The sequence below is a fragment of the Floridaenema flaviceps BLCC-F50 genome, from assembly GCF_041929275.2.
Classification (GTDB): domain Bacteria; phylum Cyanobacteriota; class Cyanobacteriia; order Cyanobacteriales; family Aerosakkonemataceae; genus Floridanema; species Floridanema flaviceps.
The window spans coordinates 817,545-830,599 of sequence record NZ_JBHFNR020000002.1 but is presented as its reverse complement, the minus strand read 5'-3'; the positions used below and the strand labels follow the sequence as shown (position 1 = coordinate 830,599).

The following is a 13,055-nucleotide window of genomic DNA, read 5'->3' as shown; positions in this document are numbered from 1 at the left end:
TGCTAATAAAAGTAACCCTTGTAGAGACGCTGTATACAACGTCTCTACAAGTTTTTTTGGAGATGTCTAATGGTGAAGGATAATTGATAGAGTAGTAAAATTTACAACTATTTCTATAAAGGGGTTTTGATACTTGATAACACAGACTGCGATCGCTCAACAACTCACATCTATCCTTAACCCAAGCGCAATTTGTACCTGGGAAGAAATAGAAGCGACCCAACAAAACACCATCCTAAAAGTAACAGAAAATTCTCCTCCGAGTTGCGTTGTTTATCCCAATACTCAAGAAGAGTTAGGCGAAATTATCACCTGTGCTCATAAAAATCGTTGGCGCGTCTTGCCTTATGGGAATGCTAGCAAACTCTCTTGGGGTGGTTTAACGAAAAATATTGATTTAATTATTAGCACAAAGCGCTTAAATCGGATTGTGGAACACGCGATCGGTGATTTAACATTAACCGTAGAAGCTGGGGCAAAATTTGCTGATATTCAGGAAATTGTCGCCAAAGAAAAACAATTTCTCGCTTTAGATCCAGCTTATCCCCAAACAGCAACCATCGGCGGAATTGTCGCTACAGCTGATGCTGGTTCCCTGCGCCAACGTTACGGCGGCGTGCGAGATATGCTACTCGGAATTTCTTTTGTTCGTTATGATGGCAAAATTGCGAAAGCTGGTGGCAGAGTAGTTAAAAATGTTGCCGGATACGATTTAATGAAGTTATTTACGGGTTCTTTTGGCACTTTGGGAATTATTACTCAAGTCACTTTTCGACTTTATCCCATGTCAGAAGCTTCCCAAACTGTAGTATTAATTGGTGCCGCAGATTCTCTTGCTGAAGCTAACAAAATTTTGCTGGCTTCGGCTTTAACTCCGATCGCAATTGATTTATTATCCACTGAATTAGTCAATAGTTTGGGATTGGGTAAAGGTATGGGTTTAATTGCTCGATTCCAAAGTGTAACAGAAAGTGTTAAAGAACAATCAAACCGCCTTTTAGAAGTCGGGGAAAAGTTGGGTTTGTTAGGTAGCCATGTTTCGGGTAATGATGAAGTTAATCTATGGCAAGGATTACAAGATTCTATGTGGGAAGTTGACACGGAATTGGCGATCGCCTGCAAAATAGGAGTATTACCCACTGCTGCTGTCACCACCCTGACTCAACTGGATAATCTTGCCCCTGAAAGTATCGGTTTAATTCATGCTAGTAGTGGGTTGGGTTTGTTAAAATTTGATAGCTCAAAGTTGTCATCGGAAACTATTTTAAAAATGAGAAATTTCTGTCAATTAAACAGCGGTTATCTTACCCTTTTAGAAGCACCTTTGGCTTGGAAAAAACAGTTGGATGTTTGGGGTTACAGTGGCAATGCTTTGGATGTAATGCGAAAAATTAAGCAGCAGTTTGACCCTGATAATATTTTTAGTCCTCATCGGTTTGTGGCTGGGATTTAGTTTTAATTGAACCGCGAAGACGCGAAGAGCGCGAAGGAAGAGAAGATGCAGATTTCTGAGAAAGTAGTAACAAATAATGAGGATTTGCAGGGATTTGATCCGAAGAATCCGCCTAATCCAAAGTTAATTGATACTTGTGTACATTGTGGTTTTTGTCTTTCCACTTGTCCGAGTTATCGGGTGATTGGTAAGGAGATGGATTCTCCTAGAGGGCGCATTTATTTAATGGATGCGATTAATGAGGGTGAAGCGCCACTTGCTGAAGGAACGGTGCAACATTTTGATAGTTGTTTGGGTTGTTTGGCTTGTGTTACTACTTGTCCTTCCGGGGTACAATATGACAAGTTAATTGCCGCAACTCGTCCGCAAATTGAAAGAAATTATTCGCGGGATTTGCCGGATACTTTGTATAGGAAATTGATTTTTAATTTGTTTCCTTATCCCCAAAGATTGCGGGTTTTGTTAGCACCTTTGTTGGTGTATCAAAAATTGGGATTTCCTAAGTTTTTCCGGGCTACTGGATTACTGAAAAAAATCTCTCCTCGTTTAGGGGCGATGGAGTCACTTTTGCCTAATGTAACCGCTAAATCTTTTGTCGATACTTTACCAGAAGTTATCCCAGCTAAAGGGGAAAAAAGATATCGGGTAGGGGTGATTTTGGGTTGTGTACAACGTCTTTTCTTTTCTAAGGTAAATGAAGCAACTGTAAGAGTTTTAACTGCTAATGGTTGTGAAGTTGTCATCCCGAAAAGTCAAGGTTGTTGTGCTGCTTTACCAGAGCACCAAGGACAAAAAGAACAAGCCCAAACTTTGGCGCGACAAATGATCGATAGTTTTGCCGAAACAGGCGTTGATTTTATCATTATTAACGCTGCTGGTTGTGGGCATACTTTGAAAGAATATGGTCATATTTTGGCAGATGATCCTAACTATCGAGAGAAGGCAAAAGCGTTTGCAGCTAAAGTGAAGGATGCTCAAGAATTTTTAGCAGAAGCGGGATTAAAAGCGCCACTTTTACCAATAAGTGATAATGAATTGACAATGGTTTATCAAGATGCTTGTCACTTGTTACATGGTCAAAAAATTAGTATCCAACCTCGTCAATTGTTAAAGCAAATTCCTGGGGTGAAATTGCGCGAACCAATTGATGCTGCTTTGTGTTGTGGTAGTGCAGGTGTTTACAATATGCTGCAACCAGAAGTAGCAGAAGAATTGGGACAACAAAAGGTTACTAATTTGTTGAATACTGGGGCGCGGTTAATTGCTTCTGCTAACCCTGGTTGTAGTTTGCAAATTAGTAAGCATTTGCAAATTCAAGAAAAGGAAATTCCGATTATGCACCCGATCGAATTGTTAGATTATGCAATTCGCGGTGTGAAAATCGACGCATAAGTTGGTAGATAGTAAACTCTAAATAACGCAAGTTGCTAGTTATTAATTATTTCCTGTTCCCCCCTTGAGTAAGGGGGGTTAGGGGGGATATTCGGCTGTGATTACTAGGTTTAGATCCCCCCAACCCCCCTTAACAAGGGGGGCTAAGAAAGAGCCAGACTTATAACTAGCAACTTGAGTTAAATAGATGGTGCGTTACGCTAAAGCTAACGCACCCTACGAATAGAGTATTTACAAACAGGGTACAGTTACGTAAAATTTAGCTGGGCCTTCGCAAGTTACTCGTAGCTTACAATTTACACCTGTTCGATCGCTACACACCCGCGCAAATTTTCCCGCTACTGGCAAATCATTAAACCAAACTTCCGCTACGTATCCAGAAAAAGAGCGATCGCTAATTCTCCAAAAGCATTCTACCGCCTCTGTCGCCTCTGCAAATCTTCTGACTACTTCGTAAATCAGCGGTTTTCTATCCTTTGCATCTAAAGTATTAATCGATCGCCTTTTGACAAGCATTTTCATTGACATCAAGAAACTTTTACGGTATTAACATGAAAAACAAGCGATCGGATATAGTAAAAACACTGTACTTCTCCTAAGAATGATCAAGAAAATCAACCAATCAATTTCTCTTTTCCTTTGTTTCACCCTTTTGGGTTTAATATCCTGTAGCCCAAAAGCTCAAACTGATGAACTAGCCGCCACTGAACAGCAAGTCGAAGCTGCTAGCCCCCCCCCACAAGCAAAGCCAACTCCCCAACCTCCCAGCCAACTTTTTCCCATTAGTAAAAATGGTAAAGAAGGTTTTATCGATCGCACAGGAAAAGTTTTGATTCAACCTCAATATGATTTAGCTCTCGCTTTCTCCGAAGGTTTAGCACTAGTTAATATCAACTCTAAATGGGGTTATATTAACCCGATGGGAAAAATAGTAATTAAACCACAATTTGAGGAAGCCAGCATATTTTCAGAAGGACTAGCAGGTGTTAAAATTGGCTCCAAATGGGGTTATATTAACGAAACAGGAAAAATCATCATCAAACCTCAATTTCTTGAAGTAGAAGACTTTTCCGAAGGATTAGCATCAGTCAAAATTGGTAACAAATGGGGTTATATTAACCCCAAAGGTGAAGTAGTAATTAAGCCAATTTATGATGAAGTTACTCTTTTTTCAGAAGGACTAGCAGGTGTCAAAATTGGCAATAAATGGGGTCATATCGATAAAAGTGGAAAAGTAGTAGTTAAAGTCATCTTTGATGACAATAGTGTTTTTTCCGAAGGTTTAGCCTCAGTTAAAATTGGCAATAAATGGGCATTCATTGACCGAACCGGAAAAGTAATAATTAAACCTATCTTTGATGAAACTAGCATCTTTTCCGAAGGGTTCGCACCTGTAAAAATTGGGAATAAATGGGGGTTTATTAATAGAAAAGGCTTGGTAACAATTAAGCCCATATTTGAAGAAGTTAATGTTTTTTCCGAAGGATTGGCAACAGTTAGAATAGGTAAAAAGTGGGGATTTATTGACAAAACTGGGAAAATAGTCATTAAACCTCAATTTGATGAAGTAGATGGTTTTTCTGATGGACTGGCAACAGTGGGAAGCAATGATGATAAAATCGGTTATATTGACAAAACAGGTAAATTTGTTTGGCAACCAACTAATTAATGATTCATTTAGATTCAGTTGTGGTATAAACATAAAGAACAAAATGGCGACAAAAACTAAAGAAATCTGTTGCCGAAAGAAGTCACTATACCTATGAGAAAAATCAACAAAGCTATTCCCTTTTTTCTTTGCCTAAGTATTTTGGGTTTAGTATCCTGTCGCCCTGTAGAACAAACCCAAGCATCAACCCCCGTAAGTCAGCAAAATCAAACAAACAATAAACTATTTCCTGTCAAAAGCAATGGCAAATATGGCTATATTGACCAAACAGGTAAAATAGTTATTACTGCTCAATTTGATGAAGCTTTTGATTTCTCAGAAGGAATGGCAAAAGTAAAACTTGGCAACAAGTTTGGTTATATTGATAGCACAGGAAAAACAGTTATTTCACCCCAATTTGAGGATGCTGATGATTTTTCTGAAGGACTAGCAGGAGTGATGACTGATGGCAAAATGGGTTTTATTGATACTACAGGACAAATGATTATTTCACCTCAGTTTGATGATGCGGAAGAGTTCTCCGAAGGCATGGCAGAAGTAAAAATTGGTGAAAAATGGGGTTATGTTAATAAAGCAGGAGAAATAGTCATTGCGCCACAGTTTGAAGACTCGCAAAATTTTTTACAAGGACTAGCATCTGTCAAAGTTGGCTCCAAGTGGGGTTACATTGATAAAACCGGAAAATTTATTTGGAACCCTACAGAATGAGCAGTTACTTTTAATACTAAAAACTAACTAGAGGCGGGAATTTGTACCGCCTTTTTTAGTAAATTTAAGCACCTGGATATTGACATATTGACAATCATCTGCGATCGGCTAAACTATAATCAGATAAAGTGACTAAGTGTATTAAAATGAAGTTAAACTTAAATAAAATTTTTTTATTAACTCTTTTAGCTGCGTGCTTCAGTGTAGTTAGCGATCGCTTCCCAACAGCACTAGCTTCAGATACTCATAATACAACCCACGAAGCCAAACCAAAACCAGCAGAAGTTCCCACTCCTCAAAACAGTAACAATCAAAATAACAGTGCTTTAGTTCCCATCCAAGAAAATGAAAAATATGGTTATGCCGATCGCACTGGCAAAATAATCATTCCTCCTCAATTTGATGAAGCCAGGAAGTTTTCTGATGGTTTAGGCATGGTAAGAATTAAAAACAAATATGGCTATGTCGCAGAAACAGGTCAAATAGTTATTGGTTTAAAATTTGATGATGCTTTAGAATTTAACGAAGGATTAGCAGCAGTTAAAATTGGCAACAAGTGGGGTTACATCGACAAAACTGGAAATGTAGTAATTCCTCCTCAATATGATGAAGCAAAACACTTTTCCGAAGGATTGGGATTAGTAGGATTAGACGGGAAGACAGCTTCTCATGGTCATTCTGCTAACAGCCAACAACCTACTAGAAAATATGGTTATATTGACCGGAACGGGAAAGTAGTTATTCCCATAAATTTAGCTCATGCTTTTACCTTTTCCGAAGGATTGGTACAAGTAATAATTGATGAAAATCCTGATGTTCCATATAGCGGCAAATACGGCTATATGGATAGAACAGGCAAAATTGTAATTACTCCACAGTTTGGCTGCGCCGATCCATTTTCTGAAGGTTTAGCCAGAGTATCTATTAATAATAAAAATGGATACATAGATAAAACCGGAAAATTTGTCATTCCACCACAGTTTGATGTTGCTGCGAGTTTTTCGGGAGGGTTGGCAGAAGTCAGACTCGGTGAGAAATCGGGATATATAGATAGGACTGGAAATTTTGTAGAAAATATTAAAAAATAATAATTTGGTTTTGCTGCAAAATATAATATTCAGTGAGGGTGCAATGGGAGATGCAGACCATTTGGTTTTACTGTGGAATCTATTAAGTGAGGTCGGATGGGAGACGAAAACCGCAGCGCCAAGCTTGGAGGAAGTGCTCAGAGCAGTGCGATTATTACTGGGGATCGTAACACTGCTACTATTACCATTACCAATTACTATTACCGTGAAAATACAACAGTAATCCCTATTGAATCTACGGATGCTGTTGATAAAAATCTTCCCTGTCCTTATCGCGGTTTGTTTCACTTTGGGCCCGATGATGCGGAGTATTTCTTTGGACGCAAGGTGTTTGTAGAAGAACTTTTTGCGGCAACTCAAACTCGTAAATTTATCCCCTTGTTGGGTGCGTCGGGAAGTGGAAAATCTTCAGTGGTGTTTGCGGGATTAGTGCCAAAATTGCAACAAGTAGGACGCTGGAAGTTTACCTATTTTCGTCCGGGTGAAGGTGATGATCCTTTTCATGCTCTAGCTTTGGCACTTGTTCCTCTTTTCATGCCTAACCTAGTTGGCGATGACAAGTTACAAGAAACTCGCAAGATAGCAAAATCTCTTCACGAAAAAGTCTATCCTCTGTCTTATATTTTTACCGAAATCCAACACAACTACCCTCAAGAGCGGGTGTTGTTAATTGCTGACCAATTTGAAGAACTTTATACGTTGTGTCCAGATCAGAAAGTTCGCCATAGTTTTCTAGATACGTTATTAGCTTACTTTCAATCTTCTCCTGACAATACTACTGTCTTATTTGCCACCATGAGGGCGGATTTTTTGGGAAATGCTCTCTCCTATCGTCCAGTTGCAGATGTGTTGCAAAATGCTGATGTGAAACTGGGACCGATGAACCGTGAGGAACTTTCCCAGGTGATTGTCAAACCTGCGGAAAAGTTGGGGGTAACTTTTCAAGATGGACTGGTAAAACGCATTTTGGATGATGTGGAAGAGCAACCGGGAAATTTACCTTTGCTAGAGTTTGCTTTGACAGAGTTGTGGAACAAGCGCACGGGTAAAGAATTAACTCACAAAATCTATGAAGAAATTGGTCAAGTAGAAGGTGCTTTAGCTCGCCATGCTGATGAAAAATATCGCAACTTGACAGATGAAGAGAAAGAAAAAGTCCGGCGGATTTTTATTCAGTTGGTGCGTCCGGGGGAGGGGGTAGAGGATACAAGACGCATAGCGATGAAAGCAGAATTGGGAGAGCAAAGCTGGTCTTTGGTAAAACAATTGGCTGATGCTCGGTTGGTGGTGACAAGTCGCAATGCTACCAGCCAAGAAACGGTAGAGGTAGTCCATGAAGCGTTAATTCGCAATTGGAGTGAACTGCGACAATGGATGGATACAGACCGCAGCTTTCGCACTTGGCAAGAGCGATTAAGAGCAGCAATGTATCAATGGGAACAAACGCAACGGGATGAAGGGGGATTGTTGCGGGGAGCGGCGTTAGCTGAGGCCGAAGAGAATCTCAAACAACGCCGAGAGGATCTGAGTTCGGGGGAGCAAGAGTTTATTGAAGTTAGTTTAGCACTGCGCGATCGCCTACTAAACCAAGAGGAAAAACGTAGAAAGCGTCAGTTCCTAATCGCTTCCATTACATCGGTGGTGTTTGTTAGCTTGTCTATTGTTGCTGCATATCAATGGAGACAAGCAGAGATCGCTTTAATTGATGCTGCGACCCAATCTTCACAAGCTAATTTCAAGGTGAATCGAAACTCTTTGGATGCCCTAATTGATGCAGTAAAAGCGGGAAAGCGTTTGCAACGACTACCTTGGAGTGGTACAGACCAAGAACTCCAAGGTAGTGTTCTTAGTGCTTTGGCACAGTCTGTGAGTTGGGTGAGAGAACAAAACCGCTTGGAAGGACATCAACAAATTGTTCAGACTGTTACCTTTAGCCCCGATGGTCAGATGCTGGCTACAGGAAGCTACGATAACACCGTCAAGTTGTGGCGACGGGATGGAAGTCTATTCAACACTTTATCTGGACATAAAGACGCTGTAATGAGCGTCCGTTTTAGTCCTGATGGAAAGATGATTGCTTCTGGAAGCCAGGATGGAACGGTCAGGCTTTGGGACAGCAACGGCAACCTGATACGAGTGATTCCTGCTCACGATAATTCTTGGGTGATGAGCGTCAGTTTCAGCCCGGATGGACAAACAATTGCTTCTGCCAGTAATGACAAAACCGTAAAACTGTGGCGACTGGATGGTGAATTGCTCCATACCCTCAAGGGGCATCGGAATTTGGTAAGGCAGGTGAGTTTTAGTCCTAAAGGTAATCGGATTATCACGGTTAGTGATGATCAAACCATAAAGCTGTGGAGCCAGGATGGTAAAAAACTACTCAAAACTCTCGACAAACATTCTGACGCTGTTAAGAGTGCAGATTTTAGCGGTGACGGTCAGAGGTTTGCCACTGCTAGTGTAGATGGAACGGTGAAGCTCTGGAGTCAAGAGGGAGAACTTGTCACCACCTTTAGGCATCCTGATGTATGGAGTGTTAGCGTCAGTCAGGATGGACAAACAATTGCTTCTGGTAGTTCGGATGGAACCGTAAGGCTCTGGAGGCAAGATGGTAAATTAGTCGATACTTGGGTAGGGCATCAGGGAGCAATTCCCAGCGTCACTTTTAGCCCAGATGGAAAAATACTGGCAACAGCAAGTAACGATGGTGTTACAAGGCTTTGGCAAGTAAATCGAAGTAGGTTGACTGTTTTAATGGGACATCAAGACGATGTGCTTGATGCTGAGTTTAGCCCAGATGGTCAAAGAATTGCCAGTGCAAGCTCTGATGGAACAGTGAAAATTTGGAGTCGCCAAGGTCAGCCACTTTTGACTCTGGAAGGACATAAAAGTGAGGTTAATACGGTTAGCTTTAGTCCAGATGGAAAGAGCATTGCTAGTGGCGGCGATGACAACACAATCAAGCTTTGGGGTCTAGATGGACAACTCCAGAGAACACTAGAAGGGCATAAAAATAAGGTCATGTCTGTTAGCTTCAGTAATGATGGAAAGAGAATCGCCTCTGCCAGTATGGATGGAACCGCGAAACTTTGGAGTGTAGACGGTAAAGAACTGATAACTCTAAAAGGACACAGGGGTAGAGTGTTGAGTGTGGCTTTTAGTCCTGATGGACAAACAATTGCGACTGCTGGGGATGATCACATAAAATTATGGAGTTCAGGGGGTAAAGAACTCCAAACCCTGAAAGGACATACGAGTCCAATTTGGTCTGTTGATTTCAGTCGAGATGGAACAAGAATTGTTACTGGTAGTGCTGACAAGACAATTAAGCTGTGGAAACAGGATGGAACTTTAATCACGACACTGAGCGGACACGGAGCTATGGTGCTTTATGCTAGTTTTAGTCCTGATGGAAAAATGATCGCCTCTGCTAGTAGTGATCAAACAATCAAATTGTGGCAATGGAATGGAACATTAATCACAACGATGGTTGGACACGAGGCTATGGTGAATACTGTAAGTTTCAGTTCTGATAGCAAATGGTTGGCTTCTACGGGTGCAGATCAACTTATTTTGCTATGGGATGTGTCAGATATGAGTTTCCAGGGGTTGCTGAGGACAGGATGTAGTCATATAGACAATTATTTGCAAACTCAATCAAAAAGTTTAAAAAAACTATGTAATTGATGTAGATGAGTGCTACTTCTGAGGGTCTATGATTGAAGACTTTTCCCTCCCAGTCATTGGGTCTATGATTGAAAACTTTTCCCAGTCATTAATTTCCAATCGATCAGCTATGAGCCTGTCCTGTTTATGCTTATCTGCACAAACAAACTTCCCATTGTCTGCTTTTAGGGCAACCTTACCGTCTTCTTGCCGGAGCCATTCAAAACGTTCCCAGTCATCAATCTTATCACGGTTAGCTACTATCTTGCCCTCATAACCAGCACGTAGATCGGCACTGACATATTGCCCATTGTGAGCCTTTAGAGCAACCTTATTGCCTTCTTGCAGGATCAATTCAAAAGTTTCCCACGTATCAATTTTCTCCTCGTCAGCTACAACTTCGTTGCCACTGTGATCTTTAGCACTGACATACAAATTGTTGTATGCTTTTAAGGCAATTGATTTAGTAATCTTTATGTACCTTTCTGGATCTTGGGTTCTTGGAAAAGCAGCAGCCGTCCCTAGTGAAAATGCTTCATCTACAACGCTTTGATTAAGAAGTTTACCTTTCAAAGATTTGTAAAAGTTTTTGGAAAATTCGACTGCGCCTCTTCTTTCAATCATTTCACCCTTATTAATTCCAATCACACATTGAACATATGGAGAAATTAATTTGACAGCTTTATATGAGTAGCAAAAATGGAGAATTACATACTTCACATCGGGGGTATTTTCAAAAAATTCTTTCAGGTCTTGTGGTTTTGCGCGGTCGAAGTTGATTTGAGTATCACGAGTTTTAGGAATCAGGATTTTCCCATCCTCTGTACCGTGTCCACAAATGTGAATAATTTGAGGTCTAGGTGTGTAATCTAGAATTAGATCCTTAATCTGATTAACAGAGATAACATCTTGACGATCTACAGAGAACCCACTGTTACTTTCTTGCATTATTGTTTTAATTTCATTGAACTCATCATCTATACCTATATCCGGACTTAGTGTTGCAATATACAAGATTTTTTGTATAACTTGGTTCATATGCTAAATCTACTTCTAAATTTATGTAGGTGAAAATTATATCTTCAATTCTTTACGCTATTCAGCAGTCATGTTTTTGGTTTTATATTAGCTTTCCTTGTCTCAATTTTTGGTACTCTTTCCAGAAGAACTTTCCTGACCATTACCGGGAGAACTTTACTAACCATTACCAGTTCCCTTCTGCTGACCCTCACCAGTTCCCTTCTCTGCTCTGACTAGATCAAGATAAAGGACGTATTGGTCACGAAATAGCGTTTCATTTAGTTTTTCAACAGCAAGTTTTTCATTTTCATCTTTATCTAGTTTTACATAGGCAACACTTTCATCACTTTTTCTTTCTATAGTGACAGATTGTATTGTGCCATAGTTCTCAAAAAGCTTATGTAACTCGGATTCAGTAATATCAACGGGTAAGCCACTAACTTTAATCATTTTGAATGCACCTGATTTAACACAAACCTCAAGTTTTACCCTAAAAGATACAACACCAAGGTTAAAACTTCCACTTTTCTAATCTTATTGTTTACTATCGCCTTTAAATCAAAAGATTGTCCTAAAAAAAGGAAATTATTGAATTTTTCTCTAAAATTAGGGTATCCCATACCCGATCCATCTGTCAATATACTTGTTGGCTCAGATGTATTTAATCTGTTAAGCTGCTGCTCGAACCGGAATTGGTATCAAATAACACTATGAAAAAAATCCTCATCCTCTCCGCCAACCCCAAAAACACAGCTAATCTGTGCCTAGATGAAGAAGTGCGGGAAATCAAAAACACACTGCAACTATCTCCCAATCGAAACGAATTTCAAATCATCACCGAATCTGCGGTACGAGTCGATGATTTAACCCGCTTCCTGTCTCAGTATCAACCAACAATTGTTCACTTTTCGGGACATGGTTCTGGTACTGATGGATTAGTCTTAGAAGATAATTCTGGGCGTATCCAACTTGTCAGTACCCAAGCTTTAGCAAAGCTATTTGATTTGTTTCAAGAACAAGTCGAGTGTGTCTTACTCAACGCCTGCTATAGCAAAGAACAAGCCACCGCAATTCACCAACACATTGATTGCGTAGTGGGAATGAATCAGGCAATTGGAGATCAGGCGGCGATTAATTTTAGCATCGGATTTTATACAGCTTTAGCGGCTGGAAGGAATTATGAAGATTGTTTTAAAATGGGTTGTACCTCCATTGATTTGCAGGGAATTCCAGAGTATTTAACCCCGGAAATTAAATTTAGGCGACGGCGTTATCAGACACCAGAAAACTTTGAGAAAGATAATAGTGTGAATAATGATAATAAGAGCGGACAAGAGAGTTCGGTTTCTGTCGGGGGTCGTGTCAAAGATAGTGTAATCATAATAGGCGATCGTAAAATCAAAGACCGTTCAGTTCGTGTCGGTAATTATGTCACTAGCGGTGCAATTATAACGGGAGACAAAAACACTACAAAGGTGCATGATCAAGAAACTACTAGTTTACCCGCACCTGCAAGCGTCAACATAGAAACAGAACTCAACGCCTTACGTGAGATACTGGCAAAGTTAGAAAGCTCAGACCGTCGTAAAATTGATCGTGCCTTTGAAGATGCTCAAGATGAGCTAAAGGAGCCACAGCCAGATAAAGACGAGGTGGGTAATGCGTTAGAACGAGCTTTAAAGTATGCCCAGAAAGCGGAAGGATTTGCTTCTGCTATAGCAAAACTTCGACCACACCTGACTAATACTACTGCTTGGTTAGGCGAAAATTGGCACAAATTGTTAAGTTTGGTGAGTTAGCAATTTGATGTTGGTACGCATTTTAGCCCGCCTGCGAATCAATTCGCAGGCTAATAGCTCAAGTCCATTAAAATGGACTAAAAGCCTTGGAATATTAAGTATTTAGTCCTCTTTAGAGGAGTTTAGCTATTAGCCTGCGAATTGATTCGCAGGCGGATTTTGGGACTGGTGCAAGATCTGAATTGGGGGATCTTGCTATATTTCATCCAATAGATAGAGATAGGGAAATATAACTAAAAAATATGCCCAAAGGTGAT

Annotated in this window: 10 protein-coding genes; 7 read left to right on the top strand and 3 right to left on the bottom strand. The window is 40.3% G+C overall.

Features of this window, described 5'->3' with window-relative positions:
- The first annotated feature begins 133 nt into the window (after positions 1-133).
- The gene (locus tag ACE1CI_RS23835; RefSeq protein ID WP_413267257.1) at positions 134-1,453 is read left to right on the top strand and encodes an FAD-binding oxidoreductase; all 1,320 of its coding nucleotides are present in this window, start codon (positions 134-136) and stop codon (positions 1,451-1,453) included.
- Between the two features lie 45 nt (positions 1,454-1,498).
- Positions 1,499-2,845, top strand: coding sequence for a (Fe-S)-binding protein (locus tag ACE1CI_RS23830; RefSeq protein ID WP_413267256.1), 1,347 nt, complete (start codon positions 1,499-1,501; stop codon positions 2,843-2,845).
- A gap of 231 nt (positions 2,846-3,076) precedes the next feature.
- Here ACE1CI_RS23830 and ACE1CI_RS23825 read toward each other — a convergent pair whose 3' ends face one another.
- On the bottom strand, positions 3,077-3,367 hold the full coding sequence (locus ACE1CI_RS23825; RefSeq protein ID WP_413267255.1) for a hypothetical protein: 291 nt from the start codon (positions 3,365-3,367) through the stop codon (positions 3,077-3,079).
- 79 nt (positions 3,368-3,446) lie between these two features.
- Between ACE1CI_RS23825 and ACE1CI_RS23820 the strand changes: the two genes are divergently transcribed.
- The 4 genes from ACE1CI_RS23820 to ACE1CI_RS23805 all read left to right on the top strand — a co-directional run bounded on the left by ACE1CI_RS23820 (position 3,447) and on the right by ACE1CI_RS23805 (position 10,000).
- Positions 3,447-4,514 (top strand): WG repeat-containing protein, encoded by a 1,068-nt coding sequence (locus ACE1CI_RS23820; RefSeq protein WP_413267254.1) that lies wholly within the window; start codon positions 3,447-3,449, stop codon positions 4,512-4,514.
- 93 nt (positions 4,515-4,607) lie between these two features.
- Positions 4,608-5,222: a WG repeat-containing protein gene (locus tag ACE1CI_RS23815; protein WP_413267253.1), complete on the top strand. Its 615-nt coding sequence runs from the start codon at positions 4,608-4,610 to the stop codon at positions 5,220-5,222.
- A gap of 146 nt (positions 5,223-5,368) precedes the next feature.
- Entirely contained in the window at positions 5,369-6,310 is a 942-nt protein-coding gene (locus tag ACE1CI_RS23810; RefSeq protein ID WP_413267252.1) for a WG repeat-containing protein, read from the top strand.
- Positions 6,311-6,406: 96 nt separating this feature from the next.
- The gene (locus ACE1CI_RS23805) at positions 6,407-10,000 is read left to right on the top strand and encodes an nSTAND1 domain-containing NTPase (protein WP_413267251.1); all 3,594 of its coding nucleotides are present in this window, start codon (positions 6,407-6,409) and stop codon (positions 9,998-10,000) included.
- 12 nt (positions 10,001-10,012) lie between these two features.
- On the opposite strand, the gene ACE1CI_RS23800 is transcribed toward ACE1CI_RS23805, so the two are convergent.
- Both ACE1CI_RS23800 and ACE1CI_RS23795 read right to left on the bottom strand, forming a co-directional pair.
- Positions 10,013-11,017, bottom strand: a complete 1,005-nt coding sequence (locus ACE1CI_RS23800) for a fascin domain-containing protein (RefSeq protein ID WP_413267250.1) — start codon at positions 11,015-11,017, stop codon at positions 10,013-10,015.
- A gap of 159 nt (positions 11,018-11,176) precedes the next feature.
- The gene (locus ACE1CI_RS23795; RefSeq protein WP_413267249.1) at positions 11,177-11,449 is read right to left on the bottom strand and encodes a hypothetical protein; all 273 of its coding nucleotides are present in this window, start codon (positions 11,447-11,449) and stop codon (positions 11,177-11,179) included.
- Between the two features lie 260 nt (positions 11,450-11,709).
- On the opposite strand from ACE1CI_RS23795, the gene ACE1CI_RS23790 reads away from it, so the two are divergent.
- A complete protein-coding gene (locus tag ACE1CI_RS23790) occupies positions 11,710-12,798 on the top strand; it encodes a CHAT domain-containing protein (protein ID WP_413267248.1) in 1,089 nt (362 codons plus the stop codon).
- The last annotated feature ends 257 nt before the right edge of the window (positions 12,799-13,055 follow it).